The 17,097-nt window shown below is 66.5% G+C and carries 19 protein-coding genes; 11 read left to right on the top strand and 8 right to left on the bottom strand.

Annotated elements, in window-relative coordinates; translation table 11 throughout:
• Positions 1-43 precede the first annotated feature (43 nt).
• On the top strand, positions 44-637 hold the full coding sequence (locus Q8R27_RS07395; RefSeq protein ID WP_305594315.1) for a TetR/AcrR family transcriptional regulator: 594 nt from the start codon (positions 44-46) through the stop codon (positions 635-637).
• Positions 638-1,015: 378 nt separating this feature from the next.
• Here Q8R27_RS07395 and Q8R27_RS07390 read toward each other — a convergent pair whose 3' ends face one another.
• The gene (locus Q8R27_RS07390; protein WP_305594691.1) at positions 1,016-1,345 is read right to left on the bottom strand and encodes a hypothetical protein; all 330 of its coding nucleotides are present in this window, start codon (positions 1,343-1,345) and stop codon (positions 1,016-1,018) included.
• 60 nt (positions 1,346-1,405) lie between these two features.
• Complete coding sequence (locus Q8R27_RS07385; RefSeq protein WP_305698408.1) at positions 1,406-3,061, bottom strand: FAD-dependent monooxygenase; 1,656 nt, start codon at positions 3,059-3,061, stop codon at positions 1,406-1,408.
• Positions 3,062-3,420: 359 nt separating this feature from the next.
• On the opposite strand from Q8R27_RS07385, the gene Q8R27_RS07380 reads away from it, so the two are divergent.
• Positions 3,421-4,227 carry a crotonase/enoyl-CoA hydratase family protein gene (locus tag Q8R27_RS07380; RefSeq protein WP_305698407.1) on the top strand — a complete coding sequence of 269 codons (807 nt, stop codon included), beginning with the start codon at positions 3,421-3,423 and terminating at the stop codon, positions 4,225-4,227.
• Positions 4,228-4,269: 42 nt separating this feature from the next.
• Here the strand turns inward: Q8R27_RS07380 and Q8R27_RS07375 are convergent, their stop codons facing one another.
• Positions 4,270-5,133, bottom strand: coding sequence for a VOC family protein (locus Q8R27_RS07375; RefSeq protein ID WP_305698406.1), 864 nt, complete (start codon positions 5,131-5,133; stop codon positions 4,270-4,272).
• 230 nt (positions 5,134-5,363) lie between these two features.
• Between Q8R27_RS07375 and Q8R27_RS07370 the strand changes: the two genes are divergently transcribed.
• The 4 genes from Q8R27_RS07370 to Q8R27_RS07355 all read left to right on the top strand — a co-directional run bounded on the left by Q8R27_RS07370 (position 5,364) and on the right by Q8R27_RS07355 (position 10,434).
• Positions 5,364-6,116 (top strand): IclR family transcriptional regulator, encoded by a 753-nt coding sequence (locus Q8R27_RS07370; protein WP_305698405.1) that lies wholly within the window; start codon positions 5,364-5,366, stop codon positions 6,114-6,116.
• Between the two features lie 149 nt (positions 6,117-6,265).
• Positions 6,266-7,396, top strand: a complete 1,131-nt coding sequence (locus Q8R27_RS07365) for an alpha/beta fold hydrolase (protein ID WP_305698404.1) — start codon at positions 6,266-6,268, stop codon at positions 7,394-7,396.
• Positions 7,397-7,528: 132 nt separating this feature from the next.
• Positions 7,529-8,842 (top strand): MFS transporter, encoded by a 1,314-nt coding sequence (locus Q8R27_RS07360; protein WP_305698403.1) that lies wholly within the window; start codon positions 7,529-7,531, stop codon positions 8,840-8,842.
• A 278-nt stretch (positions 8,843-9,120) separates the two neighbouring features.
• A complete protein-coding gene (locus tag Q8R27_RS07355) occupies positions 9,121-10,434 on the top strand; it encodes an aromatic ring-hydroxylating dioxygenase subunit alpha (RefSeq protein ID WP_305698402.1) in 1,314 nt (437 codons plus the stop codon).
• A 101-nt stretch (positions 10,435-10,535) separates the two neighbouring features.
• On the opposite strand, the gene Q8R27_RS07350 is transcribed toward Q8R27_RS07355, so the two are convergent.
• From Q8R27_RS07350 to Q8R27_RS07340, 3 genes are all read right to left on the bottom strand, one after another.
• Complete coding sequence (locus tag Q8R27_RS07350) at positions 10,536-10,706, bottom strand: hypothetical protein (protein ID WP_305698401.1); 171 nt, start codon at positions 10,704-10,706, stop codon at positions 10,536-10,538.
• Positions 10,707-10,778: 72 nt separating this feature from the next.
• Positions 10,779-11,207 carry a hypothetical protein gene (locus tag Q8R27_RS07345; protein ID WP_305698400.1) on the bottom strand — a complete coding sequence of 143 codons (429 nt, stop codon included), beginning with the start codon at positions 11,205-11,207 and terminating at the stop codon, positions 10,779-10,781.
• Positions 11,208-11,214: 7 nt separating this feature from the next.
• A complete protein-coding gene (locus tag Q8R27_RS07340) occupies positions 11,215-11,382 on the bottom strand; it encodes a hypothetical protein (RefSeq protein WP_305597293.1) in 168 nt (55 codons plus the stop codon).
• A 140-nt stretch (positions 11,383-11,522) separates the two neighbouring features.
• Here Q8R27_RS07340 and Q8R27_RS07335 point away from each other — a divergent pair, with 140 nt between their 5' ends.
• The 4 genes from Q8R27_RS07335 to Q8R27_RS07320 all read left to right on the top strand — a co-directional run bounded on the left by Q8R27_RS07335 (position 11,523) and on the right by Q8R27_RS07320 (position 14,878).
• Positions 11,523-12,305 carry a DUF3313 family protein gene (locus tag Q8R27_RS07335; protein WP_305698399.1) on the top strand — a complete coding sequence of 261 codons (783 nt, stop codon included), beginning with the start codon at positions 11,523-11,525 and terminating at the stop codon, positions 12,303-12,305.
• Positions 12,302-12,862 carry an SRPBCC family protein gene (locus tag Q8R27_RS07330; RefSeq protein ID WP_305698398.1) on the top strand — a complete coding sequence of 187 codons (561 nt, stop codon included), beginning with the start codon at positions 12,302-12,304 and terminating at the stop codon, positions 12,860-12,862. Before Q8R27_RS07335 ends, Q8R27_RS07330 begins: the two co-directional genes overlap by 4 nt.
• Positions 12,859-13,797, top strand: coding sequence for a methyltransferase (locus Q8R27_RS07325; RefSeq protein WP_305698397.1), 939 nt, complete (start codon positions 12,859-12,861; stop codon positions 13,795-13,797). Before Q8R27_RS07330 ends, Q8R27_RS07325 begins: the two co-directional genes overlap by 4 nt.
• 79 nt (positions 13,798-13,876) lie before the next feature.
• Entirely contained in the window at positions 13,877-14,878 is a 1,002-nt protein-coding gene (locus tag Q8R27_RS07320) for a hypothetical protein (RefSeq protein ID WP_305698396.1), read from the top strand.
• On the opposite strand, the gene Q8R27_RS07315 is transcribed toward Q8R27_RS07320, so the two are convergent.
• Both Q8R27_RS07315 and Q8R27_RS07310 read right to left on the bottom strand, forming a co-directional pair.
• A complete protein-coding gene (locus tag Q8R27_RS07315) occupies positions 14,875-15,378 on the bottom strand; it encodes a siderophore-interacting protein (RefSeq protein WP_371134664.1) in 504 nt (167 codons plus the stop codon). The two genes, Q8R27_RS07320 and Q8R27_RS07315, sit on opposite strands and share 4 nt — an antisense overlap.
• A complete protein-coding gene (locus Q8R27_RS07310; protein WP_305698394.1) occupies positions 15,287-15,667 on the bottom strand; it encodes a hypothetical protein in 381 nt (126 codons plus the stop codon). The genes Q8R27_RS07315 and Q8R27_RS07310 overlap by 92 nt, the downstream gene beginning before the upstream one ends.
• Before the next feature lie 319 nt (positions 15,668-15,986).
• Here Q8R27_RS07310 and Q8R27_RS07305 point away from each other — a divergent pair, with 319 nt between their 5' ends.
• Positions 15,987-17,093, top strand: coding sequence for an alpha/beta fold hydrolase (locus Q8R27_RS07305; RefSeq protein WP_305698393.1), 1,107 nt, complete (start codon positions 15,987-15,989; stop codon positions 17,091-17,093).
• Positions 17,094-17,097: the final 4 nt, after the last annotated feature.

Here is a 17,097-nt window from a genome sequence, read left to right as displayed (position 1 = left end):
CGCGCCTTCGCCATGATGATTATCATATTGAGGTCGTTTGACCGTGAGACCCAAATCCACCCAGGCCCCCAAGACCCGCGAGCTGCTTCTTGAGGAGGCAATTCGCACGATCCGTGCAGCGGGCGTACACGCTTGCACACTCAACGGCGTCGTCAGGCGGATCGGAAAAACCCACGGCGGGTTCTACGGACATTTCTCCTCGCGCGACGCCATGGTCGATGCTGCCGTCGAACGCATGATCGAGTCGAACCGCAGCAGGCGCGTTGAGAGGGCCGCGGCAGAAGATTCTCCGGCGCAGGCGTTGATGACATTCATCGATCACTATCTGTCGCCGGAACATCGCGACGATAGCATTGCAGGGTGTGTACTCCCACTCCTTGCCAGCGAGGCGCTGCGCATGCCGGACGGCGCACGCCAGCACTACGCCGCGGAAGCTAAATCGGTGCGCGAGTTTATAGCCGTTCCACTGAGGGCGAGAGGTGGTCAGCAGGTAGACGCGACGGCGACGTCGTTGCTGGCAGAGATGGTCGGCGCCCTCTGCCAGGCACGCGCCGAACCCGACCCCCTAGAATCCGGACAGATCTTGGCTGCGTCGCTAACCGTTGTGCGACAGCGCAGCGGATTGCCGTTTCGCTAGCATCTCCGTCACTCGCCTCAAGCCGCCACCAAGATGCTGATGAGCTCGCAGTAAGGCGCGCCACCCAATTGCGAACCTGGATCTTAAAAGCGGCCGGTGCTGAGCGTTTGCCCTACGCCGATGCGCTTGCGCGACGGGCGGCGGCAAAATGTTACGCTGTAACGCCATAAAACCCCACGTGGGATCTCGCGTCTAACCTGTTGCGAATTTGGCGCTTTCTGCTCGTTTGGCCTGTCGCTGACGGTACATAAGGGCCACTGACATAAGGTAGGGGCAGCCCTATCAGTCAAGATTGCTCGGCCGTGGCGTTCCTGACCGGAGGCCTCGCGACTGTGTCACCCGGACGCTCAGCGACCTGAGCGTCTGGCTACGACGGGGTCAGCCAGGCACGAGTTGCTGGATCACGCACTTCCACGGCTTGCCGCCTGGCTTCACATTCAGCACCAGGCCGGTCACATTGTGGCGAATGCCAACGCCGGGCGCCACGTCGACGGTCGTCATCGGCGTTTCGGCGCGGGTTAACCGGTAGCTGAACAGCCCCGTGGCGCCGCCCTCAAGCGGCTCGAGGTTCTGGATCGAGAAAATCGTCAGTTCGGTTCCGCTGTAGATCACCGTCTCGCCGGTGACGGTCATGACCTCGCCGAAGCCCCGGGTCCGCGGCGTGTCGCCGCCGCCGTAGTTCTCGGATTTCGTCTCGTCCTCGCTCAAGTCTGTCTCCTTGATATGGTCTGGCGCTGGGGGGCGGCAAAAGCCGGATCGCGTCGGCGCCTAGGGTTTGAAGGCCGGACCGTGCCCGGTCGCCATCAGCGCGATCGCCCGCGCATCCGCCGGCGGGCCATCGCCACGCCAGGCGATGTGCAGATCAGGGCGGAGAAGGAACAGCGCGCCGTTGTAGACCTTCCGCAGCTTCGGCTCGTCCATGCGCTTCACCTCGAGCCGGGCGCCGATCTCCTTGAACGCCGCCTCGAACCCGCTGGTGTCCTGGTCGCCGCGCAGATCCAGGAGGTTGTAGTCGTAGCCCAGGCTGTCCTGCAGCGGACTACCGTCCTTCAGCCACATGTGCGGGATACGGATGCCCGGCCGACCGTGCGGCACGATCTTGTTGATATCCCAGATCGGCACGTTGCCGGGTTCGTGGGCCACCATGGGCGAGCCGGCGTAGGTGTAGCAGGTCTCCGCGCCGATCATGTTGTGCATCCGACCCATCTCCAGGAAGTGGGTGTCGATCATCTTCTTGCGGGCGTCGCGGGCCTCCGGCGTATCCGCCAGATTTTCGACCCGGAAGTGTCCAAGGCCGAAGATATCGGCGCCGTCCGAAGCCCAGGCGGAAGCCTGGATGTTGCGCTGCGCGACCGGCCTGCGTTCCTGTTCGTAGCTGTCGGCCATCTGCGGTCCGGCCCAGCCCTTGACGATGGCGGCCAGTTTCCAGCTCAGGTCGATGGCGTCGCCGATGCCGGAATTCATGCCCAGGCCGCCCGTGGGGATGACCAGGTGGGCCGCGTCTCCGGCCAGGAAGACCCGGCCAACCCGATATTTGTCGGCCAGCAACAGGTGCAGACGCCAGTTGGTGACATGTCGGATCTCGATGTCCACCTCGTCGCCGAAGCCCAGCATGTCGCGGATCAGCGGTTCGAAGTCGGTGTCAGCGGGCAGGAAGGTGCCCGTGGAGAACTCCTTGCGGTTGCCTTGGGCGATCAGGCTACTCACGCCTTTGCCGCGCATGAACATGTAGTGGCGGCCCTTGCCGATGGTCTCGCCCAGCTTCTCGTAGAGCTTCTCGGACCAGAAGATCACCTGCCGGGTTTCGCGCAGAGCCGCGCGACCCTCGAGGTTGATGCCGGCCGCCTTGCGCACCGCGCTCGCGCCACCGTCGGACCCCAGGAGGTAGGCGCAGCGGAAGGTCTCCTCGCCGCCGTCGATGCGCCGGGCGTGGACGGTCACCCCGGTCTCGTCCTGCTCGAGGCCAGTGAACGCCAGGCCGTAGCGCACGGTGGTGTTCGGCGTCTCATGCTCGGCGACCTGGCGCAGCAGCGGTTCGATCGCGTTCTGCGCGACTAGCTGATAGGGCTCGAGCGGCCAGTAGCCGTCTTCCGATTCCGCGATCATCGCGCGGCGCTCGGCCACCGAGGGGTATTTCTGCACCGCGACCAGCGGCCCGGAGCCCCGCTCCGCGATGATCACGTCCATCGGATTGTCGGCCGGGTAGCCCAGCTCCCGGACCCGGTCGACGATTCCGAGTCGGCGATACATCTCCATGGTCCGCTGGTTGGAACGGTCCATCTTCGGCCAGGGCGCGGTGTCGGGATCACGCTCGATGATCAACACCTTGACGCCGCGCCGGCCCATGTCGATCGTCGCCGTCAGGCCGACCGGCCCGGCCCCCACAACAATCACGTCGAAGTCTAGCGCGGCCGCCTGAGTCATCTAGGGCTCCCTAATCTCTCTCGCCGGGTTTCTAGGGTCCCCGCACGAACGTCGTTCCCGCATCCATAGCGAGGACCACGCGCGATGGGACCAGACATTCGCCTCAACTGGCGAATTGATAAAACCTGAAAGCTCGCGCAAGCCGTCAGGGCGTCAACCGACCTGGCGTTCGCGGCCGGCCAGATGTGGTCGCGCCAGGGCGAGCCGCACGAATTCAGCCAGCGCCGGCCGACGTGAAGTTGCGGGTCGGCCGTGGCGTTTCCTCTCTTCTGATTGTTGCCGCAGCCCAAACGATCTGTTCGATTGATCCGCCCCGTATTGCACGGCGCGGCGCACAAGACCGCATCAGGAGGAATCGCATGAGCCAACCGCAGTCATCCCAGCCTGTCCTCGTCGACCGGGACGGACACGTGATGATCGTCACCATCAACCGGCCAGAGGCGCGCAATGCGGTGAACCTGGGGGTCCATATGGGCGTCGGCCTGGCGATGGAGGAAGCCGACAAGGACCCGGGGATCTGGGCGGTGATCATCACCGGCGCCGGCGACCAGGCGTTCTGCGCCGGCGCCGACCTGAAGGCCATCTCCCGCGGCGAGAAGCTGGGGCCGGACGATCCTGCCCAGGCGGCCTGGGGCTTCGCGGGCTACGCCACCCACCACATCAGCAAGCCGACCATCGCCGCGGTGAACGGCTTCGCGCTGGGCGGCGGCACCGAACTGACCCTGGCCAGCGATCTGGCGGTGGCGGCCGATACGGCGAGTTTCGGCCTGCCCGAGGTCAAGCGCGGGATCATCGCCGGGGCCGGCGGAGCCTTCCGCCTGACCTCGCAGCTTCCGCCCAAGATCGCCATGGAGATGTTGCTGACCGGCGATCCGATCAGCGCGGCGCGGGCGCTGGAGCTCGGGCTGGTGAACGCGGTGGCCCCGCAGAAGCAGGTGCTGGAGACCGCGCTGGCGCTCGCCGCCCGGATCACCGCCAATGCGCCCTTGGCGGTCCAGGCGTCGAAGCGCATCGCCCGCGGTTCGATCAACGGTCATGTCGAGCGTGAGACCAGCGGCTGGGCCCAGACCTATGCCGAGATGCCGGGCGTGATGGCGTCGGCGGACGGGCGCGAAGGCGTGCTGGCGTTCGCCGAGAAGCGCAAACCCGTCTGGTCGGCCAGATAGCCAAGGCCCGCGCACCCGTCGGGAACGGGTGCGCGGAACGCCTCAGTTGAAGGTGATCGGGTCGGAGAGCTGCTTTTCCCAGACGTTGCCGGCTTCCGGGGTGTTCTGCAGGATACGCGGCTTGTGCGTCGCGTCGTCGATCTGGGCGTGGTCGAAGCAGTATTCGAAGTCCAACATTCGCGCGGTGTCGCGGAAGTAGACCGCCGCCGACCCCGACGGCGCGTGGCGCATCAGGTCCATGCTGATCTTGGCGTCGTTGCGCAGCGCGTTGGTGCGGATGCGCATCACATCGTCCAGGGAATCCACCAGGAAGCAGAAGTGCCCGAAGCTGGCCTTGTCCACCTTCAGGCCCAGCAGCACCAGCGAGTGGTGGTAACGATCGTTGGCGCGCATGAATAACGCCAGATCCTCGATCTGGTCCGAGAGCTTGAAGCCCAGGCCTTCCTGATAGAAGCGCGCGACCTCGTCGATGTTCGGGGTGGCCCAGCCGGCGTGCAGCAGCTTCTTGATCTTGATGCCCTGCCCCGACCACTCGTTGGCGCGCTGTTGCATGCCGTAGAACAGCTCCACCGGCATGCCGCCCGGATCGACGAAGCGCAGGCGGTGCGCCACCCGCTCGTTCGCCGGATCCTTCGCCTCGTCGTAGTCGATGTTCCACTGGCCCAGCACGTCTCGCGCGGCCTCCAGCGCCTCGGGGCCCGCCACCTCGTAGCCGACGCGGTTGACGCCGTCGGTGTCGCCTTCTTCCAGGCGCAGCCAGTGGTGGTCGATGCCGGCGCTCATGAACGCCGTGCGGCCGCGCCGCTCCGATTCCTCGAGCCTGCCGACCCGGGAGTACAGCGTCACCGCCTCTTCCAGGTTCCTGACGCCCAGCGCCACGTAGCCAAGCCGGTCAACAATCGCCATCGACGTTTCCTCTCCCTTCACCGCGGTTACGCGTCCACGCGCCGCCGAGGATCGTCAGTCGCAGCCGGGTGGCCGCAGCCAGTCGCCCCCGCCTCCCGTTTCGGGATGGTTCATCAAGAGCTATGGTCTCATTTGTAACAGCCCCGCGGAAAATCCATTTTGCTTTTTCGTCAGCCGCCACATTTTCATATGCGTGAAATCGCGGCGCGTACGCCTGGGATGGTGGGTTGATGGCCGGGGCGGTCGTCAAGTCGACCCAGCGCGCCTTCGCCATCTTCGAGATGTTCGATCGCGAGCGCCGGCCGCTGTCGCTGAAGTCGATCTGCGAGGAGTTCGGATACGCGCCGTCCAGCGGTTCGGCCCTGCTTAAGAGCCTGGTCTCGCTCGGCTACCTCGACTTCAACGTCAAGTCCCGCACCTACCTGCCGACCATGCGGATCGCCCATCTCGGCCTGTGGGTGGAGGCGGCACTGTTCGGCGACGGCGAGATCCTGCGGCTGATGAAGGACCTGCACGCGGCGACCGGTCAGGTGGTGATCCTGGCGACCCAGAGCGGGCTTTCGGCGCAATACATCCACACCGTGGCCGAGCAACCGCTGCTGCACTTTGAGGCGGCGCCCGGGACGCTGCGCCCGCTGGCGGCGTCCGGCGTCGGCCTGATGCTGCTCAGCGAGCACTCCGACAAGGAGATCAAGCGCATCTGCCATCACATCAACTACGCCAAGGCTGCGGCCGAGCCGGTCGACTACTGCAAGATTATCGAACAGATCGAATTCGCGCGGCGCGAGGGCTACATGATCACCGTCAACATGCCGATACCCGACAGCGCCGTGCTGTCGATGCTGCTGCCCGGAAGCCGCTACGGACGCACCTTTGCGCTCGGCGTGGCGATCCACGCCCACCAGCTCGAAGAGCAGCGCGACAGCATCCTGTCGGAAATGCGCGGGCGGATCGCGGCGCTCGAAGCGACCCCGCCGCACTGAGGCCCGCCCAATACTGTGGTCGCCGATTTCACGTGTGTGAAAAAGCAGCCGTATACTGTGAGGCGTTCCCCAAACCCCCTATGAAGCATGCAGACGATGCGAAGGCCGGGCGGCACACGACCCGCGCCTGCACGCCAAGGGAGCAGACAATGGCGAACGATCAGCACTCCGCGCCGGGCCGCGGCCTCACCGACGAAGACATCATCGACATTCCGGGCTTGGCGAGCCGCTGGGTGCGCCTGGCCGACGGGCGCCGCGCCCACTACATCACCGCCGGCGACAAGGGCCCTGCCGTCGTACTGTTCCACGGCGGCATCGAAGGCTCATCGGGCACCGCCGGCTGGCGCTTCATGGCCCCGGTGCTGGCCGCCGCGGGCTTCCGCGTCTATTGCCCCGACCAGCCGGGCTACGGTCTGTCCGACGTCAGCAACCCGGCCTACCTCGACAACAGCATCAAGGCCCGCAACGACTTCGCCAAGATGTTCATGGACGCCTTGTGCATCGACAAGGCGCACATCGCCGGCAACTCCATGGGCTGCATCACCTGCTGTAACTTCGTGGTCAGCAACCCGGAACGGGTGCTGAGCGTGATGTTCATCGCGGGCTTCCTCGACAACATCAACCTGACCACCCTGGTGAAGCCGTCAGACGGCAAGTTCAATCCGAAGCGCTATTCTCAGGAGATGCGCGAGGCTGTGCAGTGGGACGGCACTGAGGCCGGCATGCAGCGCCTGATGGACGGGATCATCTACGAGCCCAAGGCCGTGTGGCCAGAGCTGGTGCGGATGCGCTATCTGGCCGCGACCCGCCAGCGCGAGGCGCGCATCAAGGCCGGCAAGGCCTACGGCACGCCAGCCGACGTCGCCGACGGCCCCGATCCGAACATGCAGCAGATCTTCCAGACCGCGGGCCGGATCCAGAAGCTGACCATCCCGATGATCTACATGTACGGGATGCAGGATGTGATCCTGCCGGTGGAGAACGGCTACGTTCAGGAGGACTACGCCCCGAACATCCAGTTCTTCTACCCGCAGGAATGCGGCCACCAGGGCCAGACCGATCAGCCGGAGATTTTCAACGCCGCGGCGCTGGAGTTCTTCCGCGACGGCAAGGTCAGCTGGCCCACCGCTGTGAAGGCCAACGTTTCGCTGCGCCGCCCGATCGACCCGCGCGTCGTGCAGGAGCCCAAGGGCGGCTTCCCCAAGCCGAACCCCGGCATGTATGCCGACCCGGAAAGCCTCAAGATCGGCCTGAAGGCGTTCGACGCCGTACCGGCCTAGGCGGCGCGACGCTCCCGGCGTCGCCACGCGGCGCCGGGACGATTGCCCCCATAAGGTCCGAAAATGGCCAGACACCGCCGGCCTGGCCGCTAACCTGATGCGATAGCCAAAAACCGCGATCAGGCGATTCCCATGACCCTCGACACCACCGCGAAGCGCCGCCCGTTCGGCCTGCCGTTTTACTTCGGCTGGACCATCGTCGCCGCCGGCTTCATGTCGATGTTCGTCAGCAACGGCATGGCGTTCTGGGCGCTGCAGGTGTTCGTCGGGCCCATGCAGGCCGATACTGGCTGGCCGCGCGCCGAGATCATGGGCGCGTTGACCGTGCGCTGGCTGGTGGGCGGGTTCGGCGGCCTGCTGGTCGGCAAGTACTTCGACCGCAAGCATGGTCCGTGGATCATCACCCTCGTCGGCGTGCTGCTCGACGGCGGCTCGATGATCGCGCTCTATTGGGTCAAGGACCCGTGGGTGTTCATCCTGCTGTTCGGCGTCCTGGGCGGGGTCGGCAGCATCGGCACCGGAAGGCTGCTGTCGGCCGTGCTGATCCCCAAGTGGTTCGTCGCCAAGCGCGGCCTGGCGATGAGCATCGCGGTGTCCGGCAGCGGCGTCTCCGCCCTCATCATGAGTCCCATCGCCAACGCCATCAACGACACCGCGGGCTGGCGAGAAGGGTGGGTATGGATGGGCGCGCTCACCATCGCCCTGCTGATCCCGTTCCTGCCGTTCGTGCGCCGCGCGCCAGAGGACATGGGACTGCTCCCCGACGACGGCGCCGCCCCCAAGCCCGCGGCCGCCGGACGCGTCCAGGTCTCGGCGGCGAGCGAGCGGAGTTACACGCTGAGCGAGGCGATGCGCTCGCCGACGCTCTGGCTGCTGACGCTGGCCATGAGCATCGGCCTGTTCTCGATGTCGACAAACGCCTCCAGCATGGTGCCGTTCTACAGGAGCCTCGGCTTCAGCGCCGAGGTCGCGGCCTGGGGGCTGGCGGTCTATGGCGTGTTCTCATTCCTGTCGCGGTTCGTCTGGGGCGCGGTCGCCGATCGGCTGAGCGTCCAGCATGCGGTGGTCATCCAGGCGATCTGCACGTCGCTGGGCGTGGGCATCAATCTGATGGCGCACACCGAGACGATGATGTTCGCAGCGGCCGCGTTCCAGGGCCTGGCGCTGGGCGGTTTCCTGGTGCTGCAGCCGCTGATCTGGCCGGCCTACTTCGGGCGCAAGCACCTGGGCTCGATCACCGGCATGACCCAGTTCCTGACCACTTTCGCGATGGCGTCCGGCCCGTTCTTCGCCGGGGCGATGTTCGACGCGACCGGCGCCTATACATGGGCCTACCGTGTGCTGATCGGCACCTGGCTGATCTGCGCGGCGCTGACCTTCCTGGTCCGGCCGATGACCGACAAGCGCGCGGCTCCGCCGACGCCGCAGACCGCGCCGGCGGAGTAGCTCTCGGGCTCAACTCGAGCTGATCGAGACGTCTCAGGGGCTGCTGAAGCTCCGGGCAGGTTTTCGCTGACCGATCGGCGCAAATCATGTATGGAATGGTAAGGCCATTCAGGGCATGATGCTGACGCTTCCGCGGGCGACAGCATCGTCAGGACGGCGGCAGGCGACACGATCCGTCGCCTGCGCTAAGCGGGCGCGCGGCCGACGCGAACCGGCCACAGGAATTGGATAAAGGTCGGATTCACGCGACCGCCGCTATCGAATGAGGAGGAATTCAGATGCCAGATTTTGGTGAAAACACCGCCGGTCTCATTATCGATGACAAGGAATCCGGCATCTTCCGGGTGCACCGTTCGGCGTTCGTGGACGACGACATCCTGAAGCTGGAGCGTGAGCGGATCTTCGACAAGGCCTGGCTGTTCGCCGGCCACGTGTCGGAATTCCCCAAGCCCGGCGACTTCATCACTCGCACGGTGGCTGGACGTCCGATCATCCTCGTGACCAGCGACGACGGAGAGATCCGCGCGCTGATGAACACCTGCCGCCACCGCGGCAATCTGGTCTGTCGCGAGCACAAGGGATCGGGCGCAGAGGTCTTCCGCTGTTTCTACCATGGGTGGATCTACAACACCCGCGGCGAGCTCAAGGGCATTCCGGGCGAAGAAGCCTACAGCGAAGCCTTCGACCGTGAATCCCTGGGCCTGGAGCCGGCCCCGCGGATGCATAACTTCCGTGGTCTGATCTTCATCAGCTTCGACCCCGACATTGAAGAGTTCGAGTCGTACATGGGCGAAGCCGCGCTAGGCGTCATCGCCAACACGATGGACAAGGGCGACATGGAGTTCGTCGAAGGCCACTTCAAATATTCGATGCGGGCCAACTGGAAGCTGCTCGTCGAGAACAGCATGGACGGCTACCACGCCGCCTTCACGCACGAGCGCTTCTTCGCCCAATGGATGCCCAGCGTCGGCCTGGGCGGCGGTCCCCAGCCGATGGATGAGTCGGTTCAGGTGGGCAACGCGCGCATCGGCGCGGTTCCGCTTGGCAACGGCCACGTGACCGGCAGCCTGCCGACGGCAGCGCGCCTCGGCGGCGTGGCCACGCCGTACCTTGAGAAGTACGCGCCTGAGGAATTCGCGGCGTACCGCAAGTTCCTGGTCGACGGTCATGGACCGGAAAAGGCCCGCATGATCGAAGGCGGCGCCGGCAACTACCTGATCTTCCCCAACCTGATCATCATCGACGGCTGGTTCGTGTTCCGCACCTTCTACCCCACGAGCACGGACTACATGGAGATCAACGGCTGGGCGGCCATGCCCAAGGAAGACACCCCCGCCCTGCGTAAGGCGCGTCTCGAATGGTACCTGGGTTTCCAGGGTCCGGGCGGCTTCGCGACGCCCGACGACGTGGAAGGCCTCGAAGGCTGCCAGATGGGTTTCGCGACCCACAAGGAAGTCGAGTGGTCGGACATCTCGCGCGGGATGAACGGCAACGTCAAAGGCGGCCCGGGCGAGCTGCAGATGCGCGTGTTCTGGCGTGAATGGAACGCGCGACTGACCACCGGTCAGCACGCGGAAACCACCGACGACTAGGGGCCGATAGCGTTTCCCTGAGCCCGCCATGGCTCAGGGGCAACGCAGCACATGATCGGAAGGCCCGCCAGCGATGGCGGGCCTTCTGCGTATCCGGACGCCTAGCCTTTTGGCTTGAGGTCAGGGCGGGAGGCCAGGAACGCCGCTCGTTCGGCGGCGGTCAGCACCTTGGCGGGCTTCTGGCGCGACACCTTCGGCGTCGGCGGGGCGTAGGTCTCGGTTCGCTGAGGCGTTCCCTTCAGGTCGGAGAGCCGCTTGATCGGTGGTTTCATCTCTGCCCCGAGGCTGGCGAGCGCCCGATCGGGCGATCCGCTAATCTGTGTTCAACGCCGCACGATGACGGCTTAGCGCTTGCGGAAGCGGGCCGCATCGGCGGCCAGCGATGTGCTCCAGGCATCGGCCTGTTCGACCTCGGCCTGGAACGGCAGTTCGCCGGCCACGCCGCGCAGGGCCAGCCAGAGCTGCTGATTAAAATGGCCGAAGGTGCGCAAGGGCCGACGCTTGTCGTCGGTGACATCCCAGCCTGCCGCCTCGAACGCCTCCACCTGACGCGGGATCGGCTGATGCTCGACGCGGTCCCAGCCGGCGGGACGCGCGATATCCTCAGCCTGATCGGCCGTCAGACCGAAAATGGCCAGCGAGCAGGCGTCGATCTCAGGGAATTCGCTTCGCGCCTGCGGCTCGGCGAAGTCGCGCTTCATCAGCGCCTTCAGCTCCAGGTCGGCGACGCCGGGAAGGTCGATGAGACGGCGGAGGACGGGCTTGCTGTTCATCAGTTACCTAACGGCTCATCCAGGGTTTGGACTTCGAGGTCGAGTGCGCCGCGGCCGCCTGCTCGCGCTGGAAGCGCCCGCCGCGCGGCGGCTTGGGCTTGGCGTCCAATGCTTCCTTCTTCAGCCGCAGGGCGCGCTGGATCGGCGTTTCCTCTGGGGGTGGCGCTTCAGTCATGTCCGGCTTCCTGCCCGCGCGCCGCGAAAGGCGTCGGCTGACTGATATCCCAAGGGCTGTCGCGCGCAAGGCACGGCGTGCCTGGCGCAACGAACGCGGGCCTGACGCGTAAACCAAGGTCTTCTTGAAGGGATAACGCCATGCGGATGCTTCTCGCTTTGATCGCGCTGACGCTGGGCGCGTGTGCGAGCCCTGCGACGCAGTCCGGATTCCTCAGCGGTTATGACGGCCTTCAACCCGACAAGCGCGGCGTGCGCGCCAAGGTCAGCGCCCGTGCGGGCGGCGACGAGCTCGCGGGGCTGAAGCGGGTCTTTATCGCGCCCACCCGCTTCGCCGACGGCGCTGATCCGGCATGGATGACGCCCGCCGAACGTCAACTGCTGTTGCGCGAGGTCGACGCGCAGCTCTGCTTTGAACTGTCCGAGCGCTACGCCATCGCCGCTGACGACGCGGCCGACGCGCGCGTGCGTGCGGCGGTGACCAATGTGCAGCCGACCGGCCGCGCCGCATCGGCCGCCGCAGCGGCGGCCGGCTTCTTCATTCCTGGACCGATCAAACTGCGCGCGCCCGGCACGCTTGGCGCGTTGGGAGCCGAGGCCGAGTTGATGCATCCCGACGGCCGCCAGCTCGCCGCGATCAGCTGGAACCGCGCCGCCACCCCCGTGGGCACGGACGGACCCTCGCTCAGCCGCATCGGCGACGCCTTGCAATTCGCCGAGCCGTTCGCAGACGCCGCCGCCAAAGCGATGACAGCGCCAGAGGCCGAACATCGCAATGTCGACAAACCGGACCCGTGCGCCGTCTACGGCGCGCGTTTCCGTCCTGAAGGCTTCCTCGCCAAGGTCGCCACCGGCCTATATGTGCCCGGCATGAGCGGAGCCCGCGCCGCTGAGCCGCAACCGGTCGGCGTGGCGACGCCATGAGCCGCGCGATCCTGCTCGCCGCCCTGGCATGGTCGGCGGCGACGGCGAGCCTGGCCCAGGCCTATGATGCGCCTCCCGTCGTCACCGCGGCCTCCTCGGCTGGATCGGCCGCCAGCATCCACGCAACGATGGACGTGGCCGCGCCGCCGGCGGTGGTTTGGGCCACCCTGATCGACTGCGAACATGCGACGCGGTTCATGCCCAAGCTGATCAGCTGCAAGGTCCTGCAGAAGGACCCCGCCGGGCGATGGGAGCTCCGCGAGCACAGACTGCGCGGGGGTCTGCTCAAGGCCGAAATGCGCAACGTTTTCCGCGCCGACTTCACGGCGCCTCGCAGGCTGTCGTTCCACAGGGTGGCCGGCGACTGGAAGCGTTCGGAAGGCGAATGGAACCTCTCGCCCATCGCCGGCGGCGTCGGGACGCATGTGGACTACCGCACCGAGGTCGCGGTCAACGGCCCGGTCCCCGTGGCGCTCGTCCGGCAGGCCGTCGCCAAGGGCATGCCGCAGGCGATGTTGGCGCTGCGGCGCGAAGCCGTCGCGCGGGCGCATCGGTGAAGCCTTCGGCTGGAGTCGAGGCAGCGCGGCTCGCCCTGCTGAACTGGCTGGCCGACGCAGGCTACCGGTTCACGACGCCCGCGCCGGCCACCCATCGGCGTATCCTGCTGCGCCGCGGGCGGGTGGATGCGCGCGACCTCGATGACATATTCGGTTGGAATCTACCGTTCGATGCGGCCGCCTTCGATCCGCAGATGATCCGACTGATGCGGGAAGGCGATATCCTCGAAAGCCTGGGCGGCAAGGTCGTCAGCGGGCTTCGCGTCGCCAGCGTGGGCTCGCTGCTGTTCTTGCACTCAGCCTTCCCATTGCGTGGCGCCGACAGCGTATTCTTCGGGCCCGACAGCTATCGCTTCGCCGACTTCGTCCGCATGGAAACGCCGCCTTTGAGCGCGGGCGCGCGGATCGTCGACATCGGCGCGGGCGCAGGCGTCGGCGGGATCGTCGCCGCCAGCCTGAATGCGGGGGCACAACTGAGCCTCTCTGACATCAATCCCCGCGCGCTCGCCCTGGCGCGCATCAACGCCGTATTCGCGGGCGTCGACGCCGAACTGTCCCACTCGGACGGCCTGCCGCCTGACGGCGCCGCATTCGACGTCGTGCTCGCCAACCCCCCTTATCTCGGCGGAGAGACCGGAAGGATCTACAGCCGCGGTGGCGGCGCGCTCGGGTCCGAGCTGTCGGTGGCCTGGGCGCAGGCGGGCCTCGCGCGGCTCGCTCCAGGCGGGCGCATGCTGCTCTACAGCGGCGCGGCGATAACCCGGGACGGCGACAGCCTTCGCCCGCGACTTGAGGCGACCTGTCGTGATGTGGGCTGCAGCCTCGACTACCGCGAGATCGATCCCGACGTCTTTCCCTCGACTCTGCTGCGTCGCGCCTACTGGGGGGTGGAGCGCATCGCGGCGGTCGGCGCGGTGATGGTCAAGGACGCCTGAGGAACCTCGGCCAAGCTCAAGCGTAGTGCGTGGGATGCGCGCCGCCCTCACGACAGGCGCCCGCGTCGGAGCCTTTCCCATGTCCCAACCCGTCGCGGCTTCAGGTTCCTCTGCGCGCGGCGCGGGCAGCGCCGGGCGTCGCGGCTTCTGGTTCAGGGACTTCCGCATCCGGCGCGGCCGCGTGCGGGTGTTCGACACCGGCGCCGATCTCGCGCTTGACCGCACGCTGGTCCGCGAGGCGGCCATATGGCTGGGCTATCATCTAGTCGTGCGGGCGCGCTCCTGGTTGCTGATGCTGAGCGGCCGCGAAGGTCCGCGCATCTGGTTCACGCCCAACCGGCCGCGGCCCTGGTACCTGGTTTGGTCGGCGCTGGCCTGGCTGGGCGGGCGGGTCGCGACCAGCCCGCAGGAGGCCGACGCGCACTTCGCCTTCGAGGACGCCACTTGGGCCGCGCCGCCCTCCACACCGGCGCTGAACGGCCAGTGCCCCGACATCTCCAAGTCGCGGGTGGCGGAGGTGTTCGAGCAGGTGTTCGGCTATCCCCTGACCGTCGATCCTGCGCTGTGGACCGGGCCGGCCGTCGAGAAGGGCGAGCTGAACGGCGCCCACGACGGGCGCATAGTCGCCTGCCCTACGCCCGCCGAGCCGGGCCGCTGCTACCAGCGGCTCGTCGACACCAGCGACGGGACGTTCACCTACGACCTGCGCACGCCCTGCATCGGCGGGCGCCCCGCAGCGGTCTGGATCAAGCGCAAACCGGCGCGGGCGCGGTTCTCCATCCACAACCTCGCGGTGACCCTGCATCGGCCCGAGGCGGTGTTCAGCGTCGACGAGCTCGCCTCGATCGAGCGCTTCTGCGCAGCGATGAACCTAGATTGGGGCGGCCTCGACATCCTGCGCGATCGCCTGAGCGGACGAATCTACATCGTCGACGTGAACAAGACCGACGTCGGCCCGATCATTGCGCTCTCGTGGCGCGACAAGCTGCGCTCCACTGAGCTGCTTGCTGCAGCCCTGGCGCGGTTGCTCGAGCGCTCAAGTGCGGCGCCGCGCCGGCGGGGCTCGTCCAGAGCCGTCTAGTGCTCTTCGAGGTGGTCGTGGCCGCCTAACCGGCCCGGACGCCAGTAGCCTTCGCCGAAGATCTGTTCCTTGGCGATCCCGCGGGCCAGCAGGTCGTGCCGCTGACGACGGATCGTGCTGGTCTCGCCGAGCAGGTAGATGTGGCCCCGGCCGGCCGGAAACTCGTAGCCGGCGAGCGCCTCGATCAGCGCCGGGCTGGAGGCCTCGGCGTGCCGCCCGCCGCGGAAAATCCACTGGAATGTGACGTCGCCGGCGGTGGTGACGCTCTGACGTTCGCCCTCGTCTCCCACCTCCAGGATCACGTGCGCCTTCTCGCCGGCCTGCAGCGTCTCGAGCATGGCGAAGATCGGCGGCAACGTTGTCTCGTCGCCGATGAACAGTCGCCAGTCGGCGCCTTGCTGGATGACGTTACGGCCACGCGGCCCGAACGCTGTCACGGCGTCGCCGGCCTTGGAATCCAGCGCCCAGCGTGTGCCGGGCGTCGAACCGCCGTGCAGCACCACATCGACGTCGATGCGCCGCGCGATCGAAACCGCGCACGCTGTAATGCCGACGGTTCAACTCGCCCGTATCGTCCGGCAGCATGAACACCATGTCCTGGCCGGGCTTGGGCTCAAACGCATCATCACCGTGCACGGCCAGGCTGAGACGGCGCATGTGCGGGGTGAGTTGCCGGGCGTCGGCGAGCGTCAGCGAAAAGGCGGCCATGCCGCGCCGCTTCATGGCGTCGATCGTCTCAACCGAGAGCGTCGGGGCCGGTCGCAGCGAAGCGTTGGTGGTGTCAGTCATCTGGTCTCCCCTGCGCCATGCGGCGCCGAAAACAGCTTGCGCGGACCGCGACGGGCCCATCGCATCGATTGTGAGTTTGATATAATATCGATATATCGATAATCAAGCTCGCAAGTCGTCGCTCGTCAGCGGTGACGGGTCTCAGTCGCCTGCGCATTGGTTGCCGACCTGGCGGGCGGAAGCGCGCGGAGACGCCGAGCTCGCCTCGCGAACGTGAGGGGTTCCATCGCGGTTCCGCTACGTCATTGACACCACCGTTAACCCAATGGTCAAACCAATAGAGAGCCGTGCATCCAGCACCGGCCGCGGAGGAACACGCATGGCGAACGAAGCGATAACGCCGGACACCCTGAAACTCACTGACGAGAACATCATCGACCTTCCGGGCATCGCCAGCCGCTGGGTCCGCCTGGCGGACGGCCGCAAGGCCCACTACGTGACCGCCGGCGACAAGGGTCCCGCAGTGGTGTTGCTGCACGGCGGCATCGAAGGATCGTCGGGCACCGCCGGATGGCGGTTCATGGCTCCCGTGCTCGCGGCGGCGGGTTTCCGTGTCTACTGTCCGGACCGCCCGGGTTTCGGCCTCTCCGACATCAGCAAGCTCGAGTATCTCGACACAGGCCCGAAGGCCAACGTCGACTTCCTCAACATGTTCGCCGACGCCCTGTGCCTCGACAAGTTCCACCTCAGCGGCAACTCGGCCGGCTGCATGGTCTCGTGCGACTACGTGGTCAGCAATCCTGAGCGGGTGCTCAGCGTGATGTTCATCGCCGGCTTCCTGGGCGACATCTGCGACGTGCCCAACGTGCCGCCCAAGGACGGCAAGTTCACGCCCAACCCGTCCTATGTGATGAAGCCCTGGGATGGCACGCCGGAAGGCATGCAGCACCTGATGGACGGCATCATCTACGCCAAGGGCGCGGTGTGGCCGGCGCTGGTGCAGATGCGCACGCTGGCCGGCAACGCCCAGCGCGAGGTCCGTGCGCGTTTCGGCGTCGAACGCCAGCCCCTGCGCGCGACGGAACCCAACGAGAAGCAGATCTTCTCGACGAAGGGCCGGTTGGACAAGCTGACGATTCCGATGATCTACCTGTATGGCATGCAGGACGTGCTGCTGCCGGTGGAGAACGGCTTCCATCAGGAAGACGCCGTTCCCAACATCCAGTTCTTCTATCCCACCGAAACCGGCCACCAAGGCCAGACCGACCGGCCCGACACCTTCAACAAGGTCGCGCTGGAATTCTTCAAGACCGGCAAGGTGAGCTGGCCGCTCGCAGTCGAGGCCGGCGTGTCGCTGCGCCGTCCGATCGACCCCCGCTATATTCAAGAGCCCAAGGGCGGCTTCCCGAAGCCGAACCCCGCCATGTACGCCAACCCGGAGACGCTAAAGACGGGCCTCAAGGCCCTCGACGCCGTCCCCGCCTGATCCC

The sequence above is a fragment of the Phenylobacterium sp. genome, from assembly GCF_030697305.1.
Taxonomy (GTDB): Bacteria; Pseudomonadota; Alphaproteobacteria; order Caulobacterales; family Caulobacteraceae; genus Phenylobacterium.
Note: the sequence above shows the minus strand (reverse complement) of the source record. Positions and strands in the feature narration are given on the sequence as shown.